This is a genomic window from Stenotrophomonas sp. AS012628, from assembly GCF_010608305.1.
Lineage (GTDB): Bacteria > Pseudomonadota > Gammaproteobacteria > Xanthomonadales > Xanthomonadaceae > Stenotrophomonas > Stenotrophomonas geniculata.
Genome location: NZ_VMBJ01000003.1, coordinates 152,360 through 172,628 on the forward strand (window position 1 = coordinate 152,360; position 20,269 = coordinate 172,628).

The following is a 20,269-nucleotide window of genomic DNA, read 5'->3' on the forward strand; positions in this document are numbered from 1 at the left end:
CAATTGGCAGTTATACGGCAGAAACGTCGCGTCCGCGTCCCGACACTGGAGCCTACTTCAACGGAGCGCTTCCCCATGCAGCCACAGGACATTCTTCCCGACCATCAGAACGACGTGCAGGTGAACGGCGTCACCGTGCGCAAGGGCAGCGTAGGTGCTTTCCTGGCCAGCGTTCGTGACTGGCAGGATCCGTCCAGCGATCCCGCCTTCCGCGCCACTGCCGAAGCTGACCTGCGTGCGTTGCTGCCGGGCCTGCATGCGCTGGGCCTGTTCCAGGTGCTGGTCGCGCGCGATCCTGCCCTGCAGCACCTGATTGATGGCGCGGCCTGAAACGGACAAGGCCCGGACGGACCGGGCCTTGGCGTCATGGAGGCGGCAGAAACGACTTGATCCCGTCCGTCCCCTTTTCTGCGGTCAGCCGCCCGGCGCGAACACCAGGGTGCGGCGGGTGGTGACCGGCGCGTTGACCGGCTCGAAGCGCCAGCGCTTGACCGCGTTCAGGGCTTCGCGGTCGAAGGTCCGTCCGGACGTTGCGCGCAGCACGCGGGCGCTGACCACTGAGCCGTCGGTGCCCACGGTGATCTCCACCAGTACTTCCCCCGACGTTCCCGAACGCAGGGCTTCGGCCGGATAGCGCGGCGCTGGCGTACTGACCGGGCGCAGGGTGGGGGCTGCGGCGGCGGCTGCCTGGCGCGCGGCGCTGGCCTGCTGGGCGGCGGCCTGCTGCTGCTTCTGTTCGGCATCGCGACGGGCCGCGGCCTGGCGCTCGGCCTCCTGGCGCTCGTTGTCGCGGCGTGCGGCATCCTGCTGCGCGGCGATCTGCTTGGCCGCGTCGGCTTCCTTGGTGCGCTGTTCGGCCAGGCGCTGCTGTTCGATCTGCTGCTTGCTGCGGTCCTCGGCGTCCTTCTTTGCCTTCTCGGCTTCGGTCTCGGTGCGCTTGGCGGCGTTTTCCACGCCCTTGGCCAGGCCTTCCTTCAGGCGCGGAAGTGCGGGGGCGGAGGCATCCACCTTCTCGATCAGTGCCACCAGGCGCTGCGCCTCGGTGTAGTCCTCGCGGCCCAGGTGCTGCTCGGCGGCGATCAGGGTATAGGGCAGCAGATCGGTCAGCGCGCTCTTCACCGAGGCGTCGTCCGGCGTCTTGTCACGCAGGGCGAGGTAGTACTCGATGGCGTTGTCGCCGGCCGGTGCATACATGCGGTTCTCGCGCAGCGCCTGGCTGGCCGACTCGCGCAGCTGCTCGGTACCCATCGACTGCACCTTGGCAGCGACCACCGGTGCGGCGGGTGCGGCAGCGGCAGGCGCCGTGGCGGCAGCAGGCGCTGCGGATTCTTCCTTGCCCGAGCAGGCGGCCAGTGCCACTGCCAGGGCAACCGGCAGCCACCGGCGCGCGGCGGTGATCGTTGAGACGTGCGACATCCTGCTCCCCTCTAGAAGACGACGTGACGTAAATCATTGATACGCATGGCCGGGACCTGGGGTCCGGGCGCGGCAGGGTGACGTTTCCCGACGCCACCGCCGGCAACGGCGAGGGTGCAATCTAGCATCCCGGCCACCGCCGCGTACAAGGGGCGGTGGCCGGGACGGGCAACGGCGTCATGCCGCTGCTGGCAACGACCTCAGTGGTCGTGCGCCTTGTCGTGCGACTTGCTGTGGCCGTTGGACATCAGCTTGTCGGTCCAGGCGATGCCGATCGCCGACAGGATGAACACGCAGTGGATGATGGTCTGCCACAGCACGCCGTCCTGGGTCAGCATCGAGCAGCGGGCGACACCGATGTTGGCAGCGGCCACGCTCATCTGCTCCGGCGTGCACAGCGGGATGCCGCCCAGCGCACCGCTGGCGATGAACGTCTTCAACAGGTGGATTGAGGAGATGCCGATGATCGCCATCGCCAGCTTCACCTTCAGCACGCTGGCGTTGACGTGGCTCAGCCATTCCGGCTGGTCCGGGTGGCCTTCCAGGCGCAGGCGCGAGACGAAGGTCTCGTAGCCGCCGACGATCACCATCACCAGCAGGTTGGAGATCATCACCACGTCGATCAGGCCCAGCACGATCAGCATGATCTGCTGTTCACCCATCGAGGCCGAATGCGAGATCAGGTGCCACAGTTCCTTGCCGAACAGGAACACATAGACGCACTGCGCCACGATCAGGCCCAGGTACAGCGGCAGCTGCAGCCAGCGTGAGGCGAAGATCAGCGTGGACAGCGGGGAGAGCGGCGGGCGGTTTGCACTCATGCGGAGGATGCTGCGTTGCGGGGGAGAGGCGAGGTTACCGGCCCGCCATGACGGTGCCAACCCAACTCACGCACTAGACTTCAGGTTCCTTTCCGCACCCCGAGCCGCCGCCATGATCGACCTGTATTACTGGCCCACCCCGAACGGCCACAAAGTGACCCTGCTGCTGGAAGAAGCCGGCCTGGAGTACCGCATCCACCCGGTCAACATCGGCTCGGGCGACCAGTTCAAGCCGGAATTCCTCGCGATCTCGCCGAACAACAAGATGCCGGCGATTGTCGACCACGCCCCGGCCGATGGCGGCGCCCCGCTGAGCGTGTTCGAGTCCGGCGCGATCCTGCTGTACCTGGCCGAAAAGACCGGCCAGTTCCTGCCCAGCGACCCGCGCGGCCGCGTCACCACCCTGGAATGGCTGTTCTGGCAGATGGCCGGCCTGGGCCCGATGAGCGGCCAGATGGGCCACTTCAACGTGTATGCGCCGGACAAGATCCCGTATGCCATCGAGCGCTACGACAACGAGGTGCGCCGACTGCACGGGGTGATGGACAAGCGCCTGGCCCAGCACGCCTTCCTTGCCGGCGACGCGTACAGCATCGCCGACATGGCCAGCTATCCGTGGATCGGCGCCTACGACAAGCTGCCGGTGGATTTCGCCGCGTTCCCGAACCTCAAGCGCTGGCACGACGCCATCGCCGCACGCCCGGCCACCCAGCGCGCCTATGCCCTGCGCCAGCAGGTGAACCCCAACGCCGGCAAGCCGCTCAGCGACGAAGAGCGCAAGCACCTGTTCGGCCAGCGTTGACCCAGGACGGTGGGTGCCGGCCGTTGGTCGGCACTCGTCAGCATTCCTTATGGGCAAAAGGTCATGCTGCCTTCCTGCACGGGCTTGGTTAGGATGGGGAACGACCGCCCCGTGCTCCGAGCCGGGGTGGACCTGCCGTTTGCCGGGATCCTCCATGCGCCACCTGTTCGCTTCGCTCGCCCTCATGTTCGCCACCACAACCGCCGCCCACGCTGAAAAGCTGACCCTGGAAGCCATCACCGGCCCGTTGCCGTTGTCCGGCCCGACCCTGATGAAGCCGAAGGTGGCGCCGGACGGTTCGCAGGTCAGTTTCCTGCGCGGCAAGGACAGCGACCGCAACCAGCTGGACCTGTGGACCTACGACATCGGCAGCGGCCAGACCCGGCTGCTGGTCGATTCCAAGGTGGTGCTGCCCGGCACCGAAACCCTCAGCGATGAGGAAAAGGCACGCCGCGAACGCCAGCGCATCGCCGCGATGACCGGCATCGTCGATTACCAGTGGTCGCCGGACGCGCAGCGCCTGCTGTTCCCGTTGGGCGGCGAGCTGTACCTGTACGACCTCAAGCAGCAGGGCCAAGCCGCGGTACGCCAGCTGACCCACGGTGAAGGATTCGCCACCGACGCCAAGCTGTCGCCCGAGGGCGGCTTCGTCAGCTTCATCCGCGGCCGCAACCTGTGGGTGATCGACCTGGCCAGTGGCAAGCAGCTGCAGCTGACCCGTGATGGCAGCACCACCATCGGCAACGGCGTGGCCGAGTTCGTCGCCGATGAGGAGATGGACCGCCACACGGGTTACTGGTGGGCGCCGGATGATTCGGCCATTGCCTTTGCCCGCATCGACGAGGCACCGGTGCCGGTGCAGAAGCGCTACGAGGTCTACGCCGACCGCACCGATGTGATTGAACAGCGGTATCCGGCCGCCGGCGACGCCAACGTGCGCGTGCAGCTGGGCGTGATCGCACCGGCCGCCGACGCGCAGCCGCGCTGGGTCGACCTGGGCAAGGAGCAGGACATCTACCTGGCCCGCGTCGATTGGCGCGATGCACAGCACCTGAGCTTCCAGCGCCAGTCGCGCGACCAGAAGCAGCTGGACCTGGTGGAAGTGGCGCTCGATTCCAACCGCCAGCGCCTGCTCGCCCACGAGACCAGCCCGACCTGGGTGCCGCTGCACAACAGCCTGCGCTTCCTGGAAGACGGCAGCGTGCTGTGGTCGTCCGAGCGCACCGGCTTCCAGCACCTGTACCGCATCGACAGCAAGGGCAAGGCCACCGCGCTGACCCACGGCAACTGGCCGGTGGACGAACTGCTGGCGGTCGATGAAAAGGCCGGCAAGGCCTACTTCCGTGCCGGCATCGAGACCTCGCGCGAAAGCCAGATCTACGCGGTGTCGCTGCAGGGCGGCGAGCCGCAGCGCCTGTCGAAGGCACCGGGCATGCACAGCGCCACGTTCGCCCGCAATGCCAGCGTCTACGTTGACAGCTGGTCCAACAGCACTACGCCGCCGCAGATTGAACTGTTCCGCGCCAACGGCGAGAAGATCGCTACGCTGGTGGAGAACGACCTGGCCGATCCCAAGCACCCGTATGCGCGCTACCGCGATGCGCAGCGCCCGGTCGAGTTCGGCACGTTGACCGCGGCCGATGGCAAGACCCCGCTGAACTACAGCCTGATCAAGCCGGCCGGCTTCGATCCGTCCAAGCGCTACCCGGTGGCGGTGTACGTCTACGGCGGCCCGGCCAGCCAGACCGTCACCGACAGCTGGCCCGGCCGTGGCGACCACCTGTTCAACCAGTATCTGGCCCAGCAGGGCTACGTGGTGTTCTCGCTGGACAACCGTGGCACCCCGCGACGTGGCCGTGACTTCGGTGGTGCGCTGTATGGCAAGCAGGGCACGGTGGAAGTGACCGACCAGCTGCGCGGCGTGACCTGGCTGAAGCAGCAACCGTGGGTGGACCCGGCGCGCATCGGCGTGCAGGGCTGGTCCAACGGTGGCTACATGACCCTGATGCTGCTGGCCAAGGCCTCGAACCAGTACGCCTGTGGCGTGGCCGGTGCGCCGGTGACCGACTGGGGCCTGTATGACAGCCATTACACCGAACGCTACATGGATCTGCCGGCGCGCAATGAAGCGGGTTACCGCGAAGCGCGCGTGCTGACCCATATCGACGGCCTGCGCTCGCCGCTGCTGCTGATCCACGGCATGGCTGACGACAACGTGCTGTTCACCAATTCGACCAGCCTGATGAGCGCGTTGCAGAAGCGTGCACAGCCGTTCGAGCTGATGACCTACCCGGGTGCCAAGCATGGCCTGTCCGGCGCCGATGCTCTGCATCGCTACCGCGTGGCCGAAGCCTTCCTGGGACGTTGCCTGAAGCCCTGATCCGCAGCCGGGAAGGAGCCCGCCCATGACCCTGCCACCACCGATTCCCGCCCATCGACAGACGTCCGCCGGTTGGTGGTGCCGCCATTGGCGCTGGGCAATGCCGCTGACGGTGGTGCTGGTGCTGGGCGGCGCAGGTGGCGTGGTGACCTGGAGCGTGCTGCGCTGGAGCGAGGCGGCACGCGAGAGCCCGCCGATGCGCGAAGCGCTGCGTCGCGCGGGCTGCAGCATCGAACTGGTGGAAGCCTTCGGCGAGCCGCTGCATATCGAATCGATGCCGCTGGGCAGCATGCAGACCGCGATCAATGGCCAGCGCGATGTCGGCCTGACCGTTGCGCTGGAAGGACCGCATGCGCACGGACGGTTGTTCGTGCAGGGCAGCCGTCGCGATGAAGTCTGGGATTACCCGGTGATGTATGTACTGGCCGAAGACAAGCAGACCTTCGATCTGACCGCGCTGGATGACGACGAGGCTGCGGGAGAGTGCGAGTTGCAGGCCTGCCGTGATCGCGGCGAATGCCCGCTGACCGCGGCGTTGTGACCTCAGGTCGCGCGGCCGGGTAAAGGCGGCTGGTAATGCCGCCTATTGGCCGATTGCTCTTCACAAGGCGCCTGAAGGCCCCGCGTTGCGCGCGTGGGTCGACTGGCAGGTCTCCTCTGGGCCCGGTCGCCTATCAATTCCGCCACGACTTCCTACCGATTGTCGCCACCGCCGTGAGGCGCAGTGAAGAATCGGCGACTGTGAAGCGCAGTCTGATGCGGCACAGGAAGAGCAGATGCGTGCGAACGGATAGATGTCGGGATTGCCATCTGGCTGGAGATCGCTGAGGTATCCGGGCGGAAACTCAGGGAAGGACAGCGCACCATAATCTGGAGAATCGTGGCGAAAATTTGTCGTGTGCAGCCCAAATCCCACGCCGTCCATAGTCTATGTGATGGGAGTCTCCTGCTGAAGTGAAGTCAACACGTAGCTTTCATCGTGCCATGTGGCGGCGACATTGCGGGTGGATCATGAAACGTGCGCTTTTCTGTCTGGTGCTGGTTCTGCTCGGCATCTTTCCGTCAGTTGCGAAGACCGGTACCCGGTTCGTCCAGATACCTGCTGGTGGGTGGGATCCTGGACCAGAGCTGCGCAGGCAGTACGAGGGCAGCATCGTCGACTGGGTGCGTCGCGTTGACGTTCATCCAGATGCCCTTTCCGGCGATTCGATCGAAGTCGATCTTTTCGACGTGACAGTACGGCTGGAACGCGTAGGCTACCCTGCAGGTGACGCGCCGGATCCGGTCCACGTTCTGGCCGTCCAGAATGGCGGAACATCATCCGGAACCATGCCCAGCCGGCTCCGTTGGGCTGGCACAACCGCATCGTCCTCCTCGCCGTGTACAGATGTGGAAGGGGCGGTGCGTGTTTCCGAGGCTTCTGACGGGCGATTGCAGGCCATCTTCAACATCGGCAGCTTCCGGTACGAACTCCAAGGCAGCGTGCTGATCCGCAAGGATCTGCGCAGGCTTCCACGAGAGGCACCGGTACGCGATGTCGGCCCCGCGGTGCCTGGTGCAGCCGCTTCAGCCGAAGCCGGACCCGCGGGAAAATCAACGGCTCGTGTCCTCTTCGGCTATGGAACTGCCGCACTTGAGAGTGACCGGGAAGAGGTCTTTGCCGAAATGCGGAAGGCCGTGTGCCTGGCTAACAAGGGATTCTCTGACAGCGGAATCCAGCTCGAACTGGAGCGCGCGGGGAACGCGCTACCCGGCTACCGGGAAACCGGTGTGACCCAGACGCTGGATGATCTCATGGCCGGAAGAAAGGGTGCACTGGGCTTCATGCATCAGGTCCGCGATGTTGCCAAGGCGGACATCGTGCTGATGATTATCGACACAGGGTCGTCACTGTCGTCCTGCGGACAGGCGCAACGGCTGCTGGCTACGAAGGAAACGGCCTTCGCGGTTGTAGAGCGGAACTGCCTGGGGGCCAGTACCAGCAGCCTCGCCCACGAAATTGGACACCTGTTCGGCGCCGATCATGAGCCTGCAAATGCATCGATCAGTCCGCCGCGATTTGCTTACGGGCATGGCTATCAGGCGCCGGAGAATGTGCCTGATCGCTGGAGGACTGTGATGTCCTACGAGTGCTCTGGCGTGCCATGTCACCGAGTGAATCTGTGGTCTTCGCCTGACCTCAGTCACAACGGATTGCCTGCCGGCACGGAAAAGACCCACCACAATGTCAGGGTCTTGAACGAAACCCGCCAGATGATTGCCGACTTCCATCCTTGGCCATAAGACGGAAGATCGGGGCGCCAGGCAGGCTGTTACCCCGTTGGAGAGGCTGTGAATTCTGCAGATGGTCGGATCACCGACGAAGCACATGCATCCTGCGCCCCCCTTCCCCCATGACCTCCAGCCGATTGTCGCCATCGCCGTGAGCGCGTAGGGTGCGGGCAACCCTGTCCTGGAGTGCACCATGAAGCCGATTGCATTGGCCGTTGCCCTGGCCCTGACCGCCGCACCGCTGCTGTCTGCGCCACCGGCGCTGGCCGCACCCGCCGCCAAGGCCGCTACTCCGGCCAGCCCGGCCTGGGTTGCCCGCAGCAATGCACTGGCGCAGATCCTGCTTGATGCACAAGGCCCGTTCCAGCCGGAGGAAACCGGCTTCTTCGGCGTTCCCGGCTACGACGACAAGGTCGCAGACCTTGGCCCGGACAACGGCAAGCGCTATCGCGCCGCGATGGCCAAAGCCCGCGATGAACTCAAGGCAAAGCTGGCCACCGAGAAGGATCCCAACGTCCGCCAGGACCTGGAGATCATGATCCACGCCGCCAGCCAGAACATCGAAGGCAGCGAGCTCAACGAGAAATACCTGCTGCCGTGGAGTGATGCGCCGCAGACCGTGTTCAGCGGCCTCAACCTGCTGCTGTCCGACCAGGTGCCGGCCGAGCGCCGGGCCAAGGCGCTTGACCGCCTCAAGGCCTATGCCGGCCTGCAGCCGGGCGGCACCGCGTTCACCACGCTGGCCCGCCAGCGCTACGAAGAACGCCTGAAGGACAACAGCCTGCTGCAGCCGACCAAGATCGAAGTGCAGCAGTCGCTGGACAACGTTGAGACCTACATCACCGGCATCGAGTCGCTGCTGAAGAAGTACCAGATTGCCGGCGCCGATGAAGCGATGAAGGCGCTGGCCGGGCAGATGAAGGACTACGCCGCCTGGACCCGCAAGGAGGTGCTGCCGAAGGCGCGTACCGACGCGCGCCTGCCGGCACCGTTGTACGCCTACCAGCTCAAGCAGGTCGGCATCGACATCGACCCGAAGCTGCTGATGCAGCGCGCGCAGCTGGAGTTCATGGAAACCCGCTCGGCGATGCAGCAGCTGGCGCCGCTGGTGGTGAAGGACAAGGGCCTGAAGGTGGCCGACCCGAGCGATCCGGTAGCGGTGATCCGCGCACTGAAGGCCGACAAGATCGCCGACGATCACTTGGAAGGCCACTACCGCAAGGTGATCGATGCGATCGATCCGCTGATCCGCGAACACGCCATCGTCGACGTGCCCCAGCGCGCCATGCAGATGCGCCTGGGCTCGGCCGCCGAGAGCGCGGCCAGCCCGGCGCCGCACTTCCTGCCGGCACCGCTGGTCAACAACACCGGGCAGCAGGGCACCTTCGTGCTGCCGCTGGGCAACCCGGCAGCGGGCCCGGGCGCGCAGTACGACGACTTCAACTTCGGTGCGGCGGCATGGACGCTGAGCGCGCATGAAGGCCGCCCCGGTCACGAGCTGCAGTTCACCGCGATGGTCGAGCGTGGCGTGTCGCTGGCACGCACCATGTTCGCGTTCAATTCGGTGAACGTGGAAGGCTGGGCACTGTATGCCGAGGCCGAGATGGTGCCCTACGAACCGCTGGACGGTCAGATGATCGCCCTGCAGTTCCGCCTGCTGCGTGCCGCGCGCGCGATGCTGGACCCGATGCTCAACCTGGGCCTGACCGACCGCGCCAACGGCGAGCGCGTGCTGATGGAGCAGGTCGGCCTGTCCAAGGCAATGGCCACCCAGGAACTGGATCGCTACATGGTGCGCATGCCGGGCCAGGCCGGCAGCTACTTCTACGGCTACACCCGCATCCTGGAACTGCGCATGCAGACCGAGCTGGCACTGGGTGCGAAGTTCGACCGCCTGGCGTTCAACAACTTCCTGCTCGACCAGGGCCTGCTGCCGCCGGACCAGCTCGCCGATGCGGTGAACAAGGTGTTCGTGCCGAAGTACCGGCAGAAATAATCGGTAGCGCCGGGCCATACCCGGCGAGCGCAGCGGGAGAGACGCCGGGCATGGCCCGGCGCTACCCGCGGTGACGCTGCCGCGTCACCGCTGCGGGGTGATCACCTGTGTCGGCAACCGCGCTGGCGGTGCCGGATTCGGCACCCAGATGGCGACGCCGGCGGCGCGCTTCTGCGTCGTCGGAATACCGATGCCGACGCCGCCACCGACGTGCGAACCGAACGTGCCGGCGCCCACCGACATGCCCACCGGCGAGCCGCTGCTGCCCACGCCCATCAGCACCACGCCATTGGCGCCGAGCGCGGCGGCCTCACGCTTCAGGCGTGCCACAGCGGCATCGGTCTGGCCCTGGGTGCCGAAGCCGACGGCGGACGCCGATTCCAGCTGGGCGATTTCCTGGGAACCGGCCGGTGGCGTCGAGTAGATCTGCACCAGCGCCGGATCGATCGGTGCGCGGGCGCGGCCCAGCATCACCTTGGAGGTGCTGGCACAGCCAGCGGCGACCAGCAGGATGGCCGCCAACGCGGCCCAACGGATGTTCATGGCACGACCCCTGTAGGACTGGTTGCGATCATCGGCGGGCCACTCTGAATCGGCGCCAACACCCGGGCCAGGGCACGCACGGCAGCACGCTAGCACGGTGCGGGTGACAGCTCCGCCAATGGCAGTAGGCGGCGGCAGCGGGAACGTCTATGGTTGGGGCAGGAACCAACTGCGGGAGAGCGGCATGGGTGTGATCAGTCTGTTGTGGGGCGTACTGGCGCTGTTGTGGATGATCCTGGCGCTGATTCCACTGCTCGGCTGGGGCAACTGGTTCCTGATCCCGTTCGCTGCGGTGGGCGCGGTCATCGCCGCGCTGGGCATCCTGTTCACCCACCCGAGCAAGCGTGGCCGGGCCTGGGCGGGCCTGGTCCTGAACGGCATCGTGGTGGTGGTGGGCATCCTCCGCCTCGGCCTGGGTGGCGGCGTGATCTGAGCCCGCGCCCGGGTGCGACAGGGCGTCGCAGGCGCACGGCCGGTGGCCGGGCAGGGGCGTACAATGAATGGCTGCGCGAGCCCCACGCGTGCCTGTGAATCCGCGCCCGGCGCGGCTGCCCCATGATCATCCGACCCCGTCCCCACGGCTGGCAACTGCTGTACATCCTGCGCGGTTCGATCGTCAAAGCGATCGCGCCCAAGGTGCTGGCCATCCTGATCCTGTCCATCGCCGTGGCCGCGGTGGTCGAGCTGGCGCCGCCCACCGGCATCGAACGCGTGTCGGTCACGCCGTTCACCCTGCTTGGCCTGGTGCTGTCGATCTTCCTCAGCTTCCGCAACAGCGCCTGCTACGAGCGCTGGTGGGAAGGCCGCAAGCTGTGGGGCCAGCTGGTCTACGAATCGCGCTCGCTGGCCCGCCAGGTGAACCTGCTGCTGGCCGATGACACCGGCCGTCGCCGCCGCATCGCCTATCTCACCACCGCCTTCGCCCATGCATTGGCCGGTCGCCTGCGCGGGCGCATCGTGGCGTTGATGGCCCTGCCGTGGCTGGACAAGCGCCAGCGCGAACAACTCGGGCAGCGTGAGAACGTGCCCGACGCGCTGCTGTCGATGATCGCGGCCGAGCTGGCCCAGGCCCTGCGCGCCGGTGACCTCGACCCGATCCTCTACACCCAGCTGGAAGAGCGCCTGCACGCGATGTCGTCGATCCAGGCCGGCTGCGAGCGCATCCTCACCACCCCGCTGCCGTTCGCCTACACCCTGCTGCTGCACCGCTGCGCGTGGATGTTCTGCGTGCTGCTGCCGTTCGGCCTGGCCAGTTCGCTGGGCTGGGGCACGCCGGTGCTGTCGGCGGTGCTGGCCTATGCCTTCTTCGGCCTGGACCAGCTGGGCGAAGAAATGGAAGACCCGTTCGGCCTGGAGCCGAACGACCTGCCGCTGGACGCGCTGGTGCGCACCATCGAGATCGACCAGCTCGACGCGCTCGGCGAACGCCCATTGCCCGAACCCCTGCTGCCGCAGGGTTACCTGTTGCAATAGCCACTCCTCGGAGCCTGCCATGTCCCACCCGCTTTACCGCCCGCGCCGCATGCGCCATGACGAGTTCTCGCGCCGCCTGATGCGCGAGAACACGCTGACCACCGACGACCTGATCTACCCGGTGTTCGTGCACGAACTGGCCGGCCGCACCGCGGTGCCGTCGATGCCGGGCGTGGAGCGGCTGTCGATCGAAGAGCTGCTGAAGGTGGCCGAAGAAGCGCTGGAGCTGGGCATTCCGGTGATCGACCTGTTCCCGGTGATCGACCCGTCGCTGAAGTCGCTGGATGCGTCGGCGGCGTGGGCCGAGGACGGTCTGGCGCAGCGTGCGATCCGCGCGCTGAAGTCGCGCTTCCCGGAGCTGGGGGTGATGACCGACGTGGCGCTGGACCCGTACACCACCCACGGCCAGGACGGCATCATCGATGACAAGGGCTATGTGCTGAACGACATCACGGTCGAAGCGCTGGTCAAGCAGTCGGTGTCGCACGCCGAGGCCGGTGTGGACATCGTCTCGCCGTCGGACATGATGGACGGCCGCATCGGCGCGATCCGCCGTGCGCTGGATGCCGGCAACCACATCAACGTGCGCATCATGGCGTACTCGGCCAAGTACGCCTCGGCGTTCTACGGTCCGTTCCGTGATGCAGTGGGCAGCGCGGCCAGCCTCGGCAAGGCCGACAAGAAGACTTACCAGATGGACCCGGCCAATGGCGACGAGGCCCTGCGCGAGATCGCGCTGGACCTGGAAGAGGGCGCCGACATGGTGATGGTCAAGCCGGGCATGCCGTACCTGGACCTGGTGCGCCGGGTGAAGGAGACGTTCGGCGTGCCGACCTTCGCCTATCAGGTGAGTGGCGAGTACGCGATGATGAAGGCCGCCTTCGCCAACGGCTGGCTGGACGAGCGCGCCTGCGTGCTGGAGTCGCTGCTGGGCTTCAAGCGGGCCGGTGCCGACGGCGTGCTGACCTATTTCGCGCCGCAGGTGGCGCGATGGCTGCGCGAGCGCTGACAATAGCGCCACGATAGACGGAGGACTGCGCGATGGGACCCGAACTGGGATGGATGCAATGGTTGATCTGGGGCATCGGTACGCTGGTGTTCGGCGCCATCATCGTCGGTGTCTTCATCGCCGCATGGCGCGCGGGCAAGCGCCCGCCGGAGCAGCTCTCCGCCGCCCGTCACGTGGCCCGTGAGCAGGCCCTGCCGGAGAGCGTGCAGGCCGAGCTGGCCGCGCTGAACCAGCGCAAGGACAACGGCCAGTTGAGCGAAGTCGAGTACGAGCAGCAGCGCGCGAAGGTGTTGTCGCGCTGACGGGTGGGTGCCAACCTTGGTTGGCACTTTCCCGCATGCCAACCAAGGTTGGCATCTACCGGGCGGCAGGCACGCACCCCGCAACCGCCGCCACCTTCGGCACCGCCAACCGGTACACATCCACGCCACCGGCACGTGGCGCCTTCGCCGCACTGCTGGCAACCATCATCTCGCCCGGCTTGGCGTTGTCGATCACCGGCGCGCCGGTCCAGCCGCCGGCCTGGTTGAATGACAGCCCCAATGGCTGCAGCGCCGCGCCGGTCCACGCACAGCCGCTGCTCCACACCTGCGCGGTCGCGCCGCTGCCACGACTGAACACCACGGCGCCGTCGTTGCCCAGCCAGTCGCCGTCGGTCTCGTCGTCGGCGCTGTTCAACGCGGCCAACGCGGTGGCTGGGCCACGCACGCCCTGCGCGTCCAGTGACGCCACGAACAGGTCCCAGCCCGCGCCGCGACCCTGCTCGCGGGCAAACAACAGCCGCTTGCCGTCCGCGCTCAGGGCCGGCCCGCGCTCTTCCCGGCGCCCACCATCGCCCGCCAAGGGCTGCGCCTTCCCGAGCTGGCCGTCGGCTTCCACCGTGGCCCGGTACAGCGCCAGCGCGCCCTCGCGGCCGGCCGCGAACAGCAGCCAGCGGCCATCACGGCTGAAGTAGGGATCGCGGGCCTCCCCGGCCACGCCTACCGGCAGTGCCTGCGCCTGCTGCCATCGGCCGTCGACCACGCGCGCCTGCCACAGGCCCCAGCCCGCCTCGCCGCGGCGTGCGAACACGATGCGCTGGCCATCGGCGCTGATCGTGGCGCGGCCCTCGTCGGCACGGGTCGAGACCACGCCCATGCCTTCGATGCCGTACTCGTTCAACGCCCTCGCCACGGGGGCAGAGAGTAGACTGGCGGCAAGCACCAGCAGGGGCGGGGTGATGCGCATCATCCGGGTCCGTGCACGAAAGAGCATCAGTCTAGCCAGCTTGAGGATTCCATGACCGACCGTTACGCCGTCTTCGGACACCCCGTTGCCCACTCGAAGTCGCCGCAGATCCACGCGACGTTCGGTCGCCAGGAAGGCATCGCGGTGGATTACCGCGCGATCGACCTGGCGCCGGATGCGTTCCTGGCCGGCCTGGAAGCCTTCGCCGCCGAAGGCGGTGTCGGCGCCAACGTCACCTCGCCGCACAAGGAGGCTGCGTTCTCGGTGTGCTCCACCCTGACCGCACGTGCGCGCCGCGCCGGCTCGGTGAACACGCTGCTGCGCAAGGGCGACCGCTGGCATGGCGACACCACCGATGGCATCGGCCTGGTGCGTGACCTGACCGACCGTCATGGCCTGGACCTGCGTGGCCGCCGCATGCTGCTGATCGGTGCCGGCGGCTCCGCGCGCAGCGTCGCCCCGGCCTTCCTCGATGCCGGCATCACCGAGCTGGTGGTGGTCAACCGCACGCCGGAACGCGCCGATGAACTGATCGACGCGATGGGCGAACCGGGCCGCGCGATCAGCCGCTACTGGGAAGACCTGCGTGATCTGGGCGACTTCGAACTGATCGTCAATGCCACCTCGGCCGGCCGCGACCGCGACGTCGAGTTCAAGCTGCCGCTGTCGCTGGTCAATTCGATGACCACCGCCGTCGACCTGAACTACGGCGAGGCCGCCATCGCCTTCCTGGCCTGGGCGCGTGCGGCGAACTGCCGCAATACCGTGGATGGCCTGGGCATGCTGGTCGAACAGGCGGCCGAGAGCTTCCTGCAGTGGCATGGCGTGCGCCCGCAGACCGACGAGATCTACCAGTCGCTGCGCCAGGGCTCGGCCGTGCTGGCCGGCGAGGACTGATCGATGGACAGCACAACGTTGATGGTGACCGTGCTGAGCATGGTCGGCGTGCGCCTGCCGGTACTGATCGCGCTGTGCATCGGCCTGGTCTGGGTGATCGGCGCACCGCGCGATGCCACCCGCACCGGCGCCCTGGTCGGCCTGGGGCTGTTGCTGCTGTCCAGCCTGGGTGGCCTGGCGGCGGGCATCCTGCCCATGTGGCTGGTCAGCAGTGGCAACTTCAGCGCCATCTCGGGCATGGGCGCCATCCTCGGCGTGCTGCATTTCGCGCTGGCGATGGTCGAGGCCATCGGCGTGGTGCTGCTGGTGTGGGCACTGGTGCGCCTGCTGCGTAGCCGTACGATCCCGGCGGCCTGACCGGTCGCGCCGGGCCATGCCCGGCGTATCTGGCCCCTGAGAGGTCCGGCCACCGGACCGTGACCGCCGCCAGGCGTCGTCGCTGGCCCGTTCAGGGTGCCAGCGGCGGTGAACGTGGCCGGCCATGCGACAATGACCGGCCTGATCCAGCCACGGTACTTCCCGGCGTGACCGAAACCGTCGCCGCTCCGCGCACGCTTGATGACGCCTTGAAGGACGCGATCCGCAAGGCGTACACCACGCTGCAGGCCAATACCCCCGGCTTCTCCACCCGCCGTTCGCAGAGCCAGATGATCGGCGTGGTGTCGCGCGCGCTGTCGAAAAGCGGTGGCGTCGGCGTGGTCGAGGCGCCCACCGGTGTCGGCAAGAGCCTGGGCTACCTCACCGCAGGTGTACCGATCGCGCTGGCCACCAAGAAGAAGCTGGTGATCAGCACCGGCACCGTGGCCCTGCAGTCGCAGCTGGTCGAGCGCGATATCCCGAATTTTCTCAAAGCCACCGGCCTGGAAGCGACCGTGGCGCTGGCCAAGGGCCGCACCCGCTACCTGTGCACGCGCAATGCCGCCGAGGCGCAGGGCGAGGGCTCGCAGGGAGGCATGTTCGAGGATGACGCGCCACTGTTCGACCGGCCGCTGGCGCCGATCGAGATGGACATCGCCAAGCGCCTGACTGACGCCTTCACCGGCGGCAGCTGGGACGGCGACATCGACAACGCGCCGGAGACCATCAGCCCCGGCCTGCGCAGCCGCATCACCACGCCGGCCTCGGGCTGCGCCGGGCGCCGCTGTGCCTATTCGGCGCAGTGTGCGGTGCTGCGTTCGCGCAACACCGTGCGTGATGCGCAGATCGTCGTTACCAACCACGCGCTGCTGCTGTCGGCGCTGTCGATCGGCGACAGCGACAACGGCCAGCCGTTGATCGCGCCGCCGTCGGACATGCTGCTGGTGCTGGACGAAGGCCATCACATCGGCAACGTGGCGATCGACCAGGGCGCGGCCAGCCTGGCGCTGGATGAAATGGCCAAGCGCACCGGCCGCCTGCAGATCCTGATCGCCGGTGCCTACCGCGCGGTCGACAAGGACCGCCTCGGCAACCTGCTGCCGAACGAAGCGATCGAAGTGGCCAGCAACGTGGCCAAGCAGTTGCGCGCGTTCCGCGATCATATCGAGCGCGTGTGGATGCCGGCGCCGGCGGACGAAGAGCCGATGTGGCGCGCGGCCAATGGGCGACTGCCCGAGGCCTGGCGCGAGCCGATCGAGGCGCTGGCTGACGATACCCGCAGCCTCTACAACTGGGCGCATGCCGCCACCGCGCAGGTCGCCAAGGGCAAGCCGGACGATGCCGCGCGCGAGCGCCTGCAGCGCAACCTGGGCATGGCGCTGGAAATGATCGAGCAGCAGTACAACCTGTGGCAGGCCTGGCGCCGCGAGGACAAGGACGGCGCGCCGCCGATGGCGCGCTGGGTCACCGCCACCCGCGACGGCGACCTGGTGCTGCACGGCTCGCCGGTGTCGGCCGCGCACGTGCTGCGCAAGCTGCTGTGGGATGAAGTGGATTCGGTGGTGATGACCTCGGCGACGCTGACCGGCGGTGGCGATTTCCAATCGCTGGCGATCGACAACGGCATTCCCGAAGAGGCCGAGATGGTTTCGCTGTCGTCGCCGTTCGACCTGCCCAACCAGGCCGAGCTGATCGTGCCGAAGTTCCCGGTCACGCCGGATGACCGCGAAGGCCATCCGCGCGAAGTGGCACGCTACCTCGACACCGAGCTGGATTGGGCCAAGGGCTCGATGGTGCTGTTCACCTCGCGCTGGAAGATGGAGAAGGTGGCTGGCCTGATGTCGGCCGCGCGCCGCAAGCAGGTGCTGGTGCAGGGCGAGATGTCCAAGACCCGCCTGATCGACGAGCACCTGCGCCGTGTCGCGGCGGGTGAAGGCTCGGTGCTGTTCGGGCTGAATTCGTTCGGCGAAGGCCTCGACCTGCCAGGTGAAGCCTGCACCACGGTGGTGATCACCCAGGTGCCGTTCGCGGTGCCGACCGACCCGCAGACCGCCACGCTCAGCGAATGGTTCGAGGGGCGCGGGCTCAATGCGTTCAACCTGATCGCCATTCCGCATGCGCTGCGCACGCTGACCCAGTTCGCCGGCCGCCTGATCCGCACCTCCACCGACACCGGCCGCGTGGTCATCCTCGATTCGCGGCTGCTGACCCGCCGCTACGGCAAGCGCATCATCGACGCGCTGCCGCCGTTCAAGCGCGTGATTGGTTGACGGGTGCTGGTAGCGCAGGGCCATGCCCGGCGGAGGGCCTCAACGGCCTTCCGGATTCCGGCAGCCTGGCCCATAGGCCTCCACGTAGGGTTTGCCGAAGCAGCGCAGCAGTCCATCAAGCACGTCCAGGTTCGGCGGCCACGGCATCTGCACCTGCTGCCCGCCCTCGGTGGTGAAGTGGTAGCGGCCGTCCTTGATGTTCTCCGCGATCGCGGTGGGCGTCGGTATCGCGACCAGCCTCGCACGAGCCTTCTCCAGGGCGCTGCGATCCTGGCGCAGGAACGCGACCATGCCGTCCACGTAGGCATTCCAGTAACCCGGGTCGCTCCCGTTTACTGGCTTGTGGCTGCGTTCCATTAGCGCAATCGCCTGCGCGGTCTGCCCCAGCTCCGCGCGCAGCTGGCCCTCGTGCCACGTGATGATGACATTGCCTTCCGCTTTGGACAGTGCGCCGTAGGCGGACAGCAGGTCGGCCGCTTCGCGGGTACAGCCACGGTCGGCCAACGGGCGCCAGCCACCTTCCAGGTCCTGATCGAACCGGCCAGGTTCCATCGCCAGCATCGCTGCACGGTCGTAGCTGCAGTCGGGTGCTTTTGGCGGTTCGGCTGCTGCACCCATGGCAGCGGCCAGCGCAAAGGAAAGCAACATCATCTCAACCTCCGTGTTGGTGACTTCCTGGACCACCATAACGGATCAGGATGGGTAGCGCCGGCCGCTGGCCGGCAACCTCATTGATGTGGGGCGTCGCAGTACAGATGCCGGCCAGCGGCCGGCACTACCGTATGGCGGTCAATCGCCCAGAAGCGCGGTGTTGCGCACGGCGCCCTTGTCTGCGCTGGTGGCGAGCAGGGCGTAGGCCTTCAGGGCGCTGGTGACCTTGCGCGGGCGCGGCGCACGCGGCTTCCAGCCGCGCGCATCGGCGTCGGCGCGGCGTTGGGCCAGGGTGGCCTCGTCCAGCAGCAGATCGATGCGGCGGGCCGGAATGTCGATGCGGATGCGGTCGCCGTCTTCCACCAGGCCGATCGCGCCGCCGCTGGCCGCTTCCGGCGAGACGTGGCCGATCGACAGGCCCGAGGTGCCGCCGGAGAAGCGGCCATCCGTGAGCAGCGCGCACTGTTTGCCCAGCCCCTTCGACTTCAGATAGCTGGTCGGGTACAGCATTTCCTGCATGCCCGGGCCACCCTTCGGGCCTTCGTAGCGGATCACCACCACCTCGCCGGGTTGCACTTCGTCGGCGAGGATGCCGGCGACGGCCGCGTCCTGGCTTTCATAGACGCGCGCAGGGCCTTCGAACACGTGGATCGACTCGTCCACGCCGGCGGTCTTCACCACGCAGCCATCCACGGCCAGGTTGCCGCGCAGCACGGCGAGGCCGCCTTCCAGTGAGTACGCGTGCTGCAGCGAGCGGATGCAGCCTTCAGCGCGGTCGATGTCCAGCGTCGGCCAGCGCGTGGCCTGGCTGAAGGCTTCCTGGGTGGGAATGCCGGCCGGGCCTGCCTTGAAGAAGGTGTGCAGGGTGTCGTTGTCACTGCGCACCACGTCCCAGCGTTCCAGCGCTTCGGCCAGGCTGGTGCTGTGTACGGTCGGCACCGTGGTTTCGAGCAGGCCGGCGCGCTCCAGTTCACCGAGGATGCCGAACACGCCTCCGGCGCGGTGCACGTCCTCGATGTGGTACTTCGGCGTATTCGGCGCCACCTTGCACAGCTGCGGTACGCGCCGCGACAGCGCGTCGATGTGGGTCAGGTCGAAGTCGACCTCCGCTTCCTGCGCGGCGGCCAGCAGGTGCAGGATGGTGTTGGTGGAACCGCCCATGGCGATATCCAGGGTCATTGCATTGGCGAACGCGGCCTGGGTGGCGATGCCGCGCGGCAGCGCGCTCGGGTCTTCGCCGCCATACCAGCGATGGCAGAGTTCGACGATCAGGCGCCCGGCACGGCGGAACAGCGCCTCACGGTCGGCGTGGGTGGCCAGCGTGGTGCCGTTGCCGGGCAGCGACAGGCCCAGTGCTTCGGTCAGGCAGTTCATCGAGTTGGCGGTGAACATGCCCGAGCAGGAGCCGCAGGTGGGGCAGGCGCTGCGCTCGAATGCGGCCACCTTCTCGTCGGAGGCGCTGTCATCGGCGGCCACCACCATTGCATCGACCAGGTCCAGCTTGTGCTCGGACAGCTTGGTCTTGCCCGCTTCCATCGGCCCGCCGGACACGAACACCACCGGGATGTTCAGGCGCAGCGCGGCCATCAGCATGCCGGGGGTGATCTTGTCGCAGTTGCTGATGCACACCAGTGCGTCGGCGCAATGCGCGTTGACCATGTACTCCACGGCGTCGGCGATGATCTCGCGGCTGGGCAGCGAATACAGCATGCCGTCGTGGCCCATCGCGATGCCGTCGTCCACGGCGATGGTGTTGAATTCCTTGGCGACGCCGCCGACCTGTTCGATCTCGCGCGCGACCAGCTGGCCGAGGTCCTTCAGGTGCACGTGGCCGGGCACGAACTGGGTGAAGGAGTTGGCGATGGCGATGATCGGCTTGTGGAAGTCGCCGTCCTTCATGCCGGTGGCACGCCACAGGGCGCGGGCGCCGGCCATGTTGCGGCCGGCGGTGGAGGTGCGGGAACGGTATTCGGGCATGGCTGGCGGAACGGGCGGGCCGTACGACGTGGGAGTCAGCCGATCATGGCCAATTTTTTCGGTTGCTGCTGCAACCACCGGAGGTGGTTCGGCCGGGCTGCGCCCGGCACCTGCCGAAGCAACGTCAAGGTCAAGGGCGGGCGCTCCGTGGGATGGCGGGGTGGGTCCGGTTGCGGGGG

At 67.3% G+C, this 20,269-nt stretch carries 19 protein-coding genes; 13 read left to right on the plus strand and 6 right to left on the minus strand.

Annotated elements, in window-relative coordinates:
• Window positions 1-75: 75 nt before the first annotated feature.
• Entirely contained in the window at window positions 76-330 is a 255-nt protein-coding gene (locus tag G5A07_RS03040) for a hypothetical protein (RefSeq protein ID WP_010482232.1), read from the plus strand.
• 84 nt (window positions 331-414) lie between these two features.
• Here G5A07_RS03040 and G5A07_RS03045 read toward each other — a convergent pair whose 3' ends face one another.
• Window positions 415-1,416, minus strand: coding sequence for an energy transducer TonB (locus tag G5A07_RS03045; protein ID WP_010482231.1), 1,002 nt, complete (start codon window positions 1,414-1,416; stop codon window positions 415-417).
• A gap of 200 nt (window positions 1,417-1,616) precedes the next feature.
• A complete protein-coding gene (locus G5A07_RS03050; protein ID WP_049454116.1) occupies window positions 1,617-2,237 on the minus strand; it encodes a TIGR00645 family protein in 621 nt (206 codons plus the stop codon).
• 112 nt (window positions 2,238-2,349) lie between these two features.
• Between G5A07_RS03050 and G5A07_RS03055 the strand changes: the two genes are divergently transcribed.
• The 5 genes from G5A07_RS03055 to G5A07_RS03075 all read left to right on the plus strand — a co-directional run bounded on the left by G5A07_RS03055 (window position 2,350) and on the right by G5A07_RS03075 (window position 9,686).
• Window positions 2,350-3,039, plus strand: coding sequence for a glutathione binding-like protein (locus G5A07_RS03055; protein WP_010482229.1), 690 nt, complete (start codon window positions 2,350-2,352; stop codon window positions 3,037-3,039).
• 154 nt (window positions 3,040-3,193) lie between these two features.
• The gene (locus G5A07_RS03060; RefSeq protein WP_191862680.1) at window positions 3,194-5,419 is read left to right on the plus strand and encodes a S9 family peptidase; all 2,226 of its coding nucleotides are present in this window, start codon (window positions 3,194-3,196) and stop codon (window positions 5,417-5,419) included.
• A gap of 25 nt (window positions 5,420-5,444) precedes the next feature.
• On the plus strand, window positions 5,445-5,960 hold the full coding sequence (locus G5A07_RS03065; RefSeq protein ID WP_029379809.1) for a cytochrome c oxidase assembly factor Coa1 family protein: 516 nt from the start codon (window positions 5,445-5,447) through the stop codon (window positions 5,958-5,960).
• Between the two features lie 470 nt (window positions 5,961-6,430).
• A complete protein-coding gene (locus G5A07_RS03070) occupies window positions 6,431-7,702 on the plus strand; it encodes a M12 family metallo-peptidase (protein ID WP_191862682.1) in 1,272 nt (423 codons plus the stop codon).
• 181 nt (window positions 7,703-7,883) lie between these two features.
• Complete coding sequence (locus G5A07_RS03075) at window positions 7,884-9,686, plus strand: DUF885 domain-containing protein (RefSeq protein WP_191862684.1); 1,803 nt, start codon at window positions 7,884-7,886, stop codon at window positions 9,684-9,686.
• Window positions 9,687-9,770: 84 nt separating this feature from the next.
• Here G5A07_RS03075 and G5A07_RS03080 read toward each other — a convergent pair whose 3' ends face one another.
• Window positions 9,771-10,229 carry a hypothetical protein gene (locus G5A07_RS03080; protein ID WP_010482223.1) on the minus strand — a complete coding sequence of 153 codons (459 nt, stop codon included), beginning with the start codon at window positions 10,227-10,229 and terminating at the stop codon, window positions 9,771-9,773.
• Between the two features lie 184 nt (window positions 10,230-10,413).
• Between G5A07_RS03080 and G5A07_RS03085 the strand changes: the two genes are divergently transcribed.
• The 4 genes from G5A07_RS03085 to G5A07_RS03100 all read left to right on the plus strand — a co-directional run bounded on the left by G5A07_RS03085 (window position 10,414) and on the right by G5A07_RS03100 (window position 13,013).
• Window positions 10,414-10,662, plus strand: coding sequence for a hypothetical protein (locus tag G5A07_RS03085; protein ID WP_006475755.1), 249 nt, complete (start codon window positions 10,414-10,416; stop codon window positions 10,660-10,662).
• A gap of 122 nt (window positions 10,663-10,784) precedes the next feature.
• A complete protein-coding gene (locus G5A07_RS03090; protein WP_010482217.1) occupies window positions 10,785-11,702 on the plus strand; it encodes a bestrophin family ion channel in 918 nt (305 codons plus the stop codon).
• Window positions 11,703-11,721: 19 nt separating this feature from the next.
• Window positions 11,722-12,711 (plus strand): porphobilinogen synthase, encoded by a 990-nt coding sequence (hemB, locus tag G5A07_RS03095; RefSeq protein ID WP_010482215.1) that lies wholly within the window; start codon window positions 11,722-11,724, stop codon window positions 12,709-12,711.
• 32 nt (window positions 12,712-12,743) lie between these two features.
• Complete coding sequence (locus G5A07_RS03100) at window positions 12,744-13,013, plus strand: hypothetical protein (protein ID WP_010482214.1); 270 nt, start codon at window positions 12,744-12,746, stop codon at window positions 13,011-13,013.
• Window positions 13,014-13,068: 55 nt separating this feature from the next.
• On the opposite strand, the gene G5A07_RS03105 is transcribed toward G5A07_RS03100, so the two are convergent.
• Entirely contained in the window at window positions 13,069-13,941 is an 873-nt protein-coding gene (locus tag G5A07_RS03105) for a PD40 domain-containing protein (RefSeq protein ID WP_191862688.1), read from the minus strand.
• A gap of 48 nt (window positions 13,942-13,989) precedes the next feature.
• On the opposite strand from G5A07_RS03105, the gene aroE reads away from it, so the two are divergent.
• The 3 genes from aroE to dinG all read left to right on the plus strand — a co-directional run bounded on the left by aroE (window position 13,990) and on the right by dinG (window position 17,462).
• The gene (gene aroE / locus G5A07_RS03110; RefSeq protein ID WP_049454105.1) at window positions 13,990-14,835 is read left to right on the plus strand and encodes a shikimate dehydrogenase; all 846 of its coding nucleotides are present in this window, start codon (window positions 13,990-13,992) and stop codon (window positions 14,833-14,835) included.
• 3 nt (window positions 14,836-14,838) lie between these two features.
• Window positions 14,839-15,192 carry a hypothetical protein gene (locus G5A07_RS03115; protein ID WP_029379808.1) on the plus strand — a complete coding sequence of 118 codons (354 nt, stop codon included), beginning with the start codon at window positions 14,839-14,841 and terminating at the stop codon, window positions 15,190-15,192.
• 167 nt (window positions 15,193-15,359) lie between these two features.
• Window positions 15,360-17,462: an ATP-dependent DNA helicase DinG gene (gene dinG / locus G5A07_RS03120; protein ID WP_057501004.1), complete on the plus strand. Its 2,103-nt coding sequence runs from the start codon at window positions 15,360-15,362 to the stop codon at window positions 17,460-17,462.
• Between the two features lie 39 nt (window positions 17,463-17,501).
• Here the strand turns inward: dinG and G5A07_RS03125 are convergent, their stop codons facing one another.
• Window positions 17,502-18,113: a hypothetical protein gene (locus G5A07_RS03125; RefSeq protein WP_052148841.1), complete on the minus strand. Its 612-nt coding sequence runs from the start codon at window positions 18,111-18,113 to the stop codon at window positions 17,502-17,504.
• A gap of 138 nt (window positions 18,114-18,251) precedes the next feature.
• Entirely contained in the window at window positions 18,252-20,090 is a 1,839-nt protein-coding gene (gene ilvD, locus G5A07_RS03130; RefSeq protein WP_191862686.1) for a dihydroxy-acid dehydratase, read from the minus strand.
• Window positions 20,091-20,269 lie beyond the last annotated feature (179 nt).

Excerpts from the sequence above, each read along its gene's own strand:
- G5A07_RS03050 (WP_049454116.1), bottom strand. The coding sequence starts at position 2,237 with ATGAGTGCAAACCGCCCGCCGCTCTCCCCGCTGTCCACGCTGATCTTC.
- G5A07_RS03105 (WP_191862688.1), bottom strand. The coding sequence starts at position 13,941 with ATGATGCGCATCACCCCGCCCCTGCTGGTGCTTGCCGCCAGTCTACTC.
- aroE (WP_049454105.1), top strand. The coding sequence starts at position 13,990 with ATGACCGACCGTTACGCCGTCTTCGGACACCCCGTTGCCCACTCGAAG.
- ilvD (WP_191862686.1), bottom strand. The coding sequence starts at position 20,090 with ATGCCCGAATACCGTTCCCGCACCTCCACCGCCGGCCGCAACATGGCC.
- G5A07_RS03115 (WP_029379808.1), top strand. The coding sequence starts at position 14,839 with ATGGACAGCACAACGTTGATGGTGACCGTGCTGAGCATGGTCGGCGTG.
- G5A07_RS03060 (WP_191862680.1), top strand. The coding sequence starts at position 3,194 with ATGCGCCACCTGTTCGCTTCGCTCGCCCTCATGTTCGCCACCACAACC.
- G5A07_RS03085 (WP_006475755.1), top strand. The coding sequence starts at position 10,414 with ATGGGTGTGATCAGTCTGTTGTGGGGCGTACTGGCGCTGTTGTGGATG.
- G5A07_RS03125 (WP_052148841.1), bottom strand. The coding sequence starts at position 18,113 with ATGATGTTGCTTTCCTTTGCGCTGGCCGCTGCCATGGGTGCAGCAGCC.
- G5A07_RS03075 (WP_191862684.1), top strand. The coding sequence starts at position 7,884 with ATGAAGCCGATTGCATTGGCCGTTGCCCTGGCCCTGACCGCCGCACCG.
- hemB (WP_010482215.1), top strand. The coding sequence starts at position 11,722 with ATGTCCCACCCGCTTTACCGCCCGCGCCGCATGCGCCATGACGAGTTC.
- G5A07_RS03090 (WP_010482217.1), top strand. The coding sequence starts at position 10,785 with ATGATCATCCGACCCCGTCCCCACGGCTGGCAACTGCTGTACATCCTG.
- G5A07_RS03040 (WP_010482232.1), top strand. The coding sequence starts at position 76 with ATGCAGCCACAGGACATTCTTCCCGACCATCAGAACGACGTGCAGGTG.
- G5A07_RS03055 (WP_010482229.1), top strand. The coding sequence starts at position 2,350 with ATGATCGACCTGTATTACTGGCCCACCCCGAACGGCCACAAAGTGACC.
- G5A07_RS03070 (WP_191862682.1), top strand. The coding sequence starts at position 6,431 with ATGAAACGTGCGCTTTTCTGTCTGGTGCTGGTTCTGCTCGGCATCTTT.
- G5A07_RS03080 (WP_010482223.1), bottom strand. The coding sequence starts at position 10,229 with ATGAACATCCGTTGGGCCGCGTTGGCGGCCATCCTGCTGGTCGCCGCT.
- G5A07_RS03045 (WP_010482231.1), bottom strand. The coding sequence starts at position 1,416 with ATGTCGCACGTCTCAACGATCACCGCCGCGCGCCGGTGGCTGCCGGTT.
- G5A07_RS03065 (WP_029379809.1), top strand. The coding sequence starts at position 5,445 with ATGACCCTGCCACCACCGATTCCCGCCCATCGACAGACGTCCGCCGGT.
- G5A07_RS03100 (WP_010482214.1), top strand. The coding sequence starts at position 12,744 with ATGGGACCCGAACTGGGATGGATGCAATGGTTGATCTGGGGCATCGGT.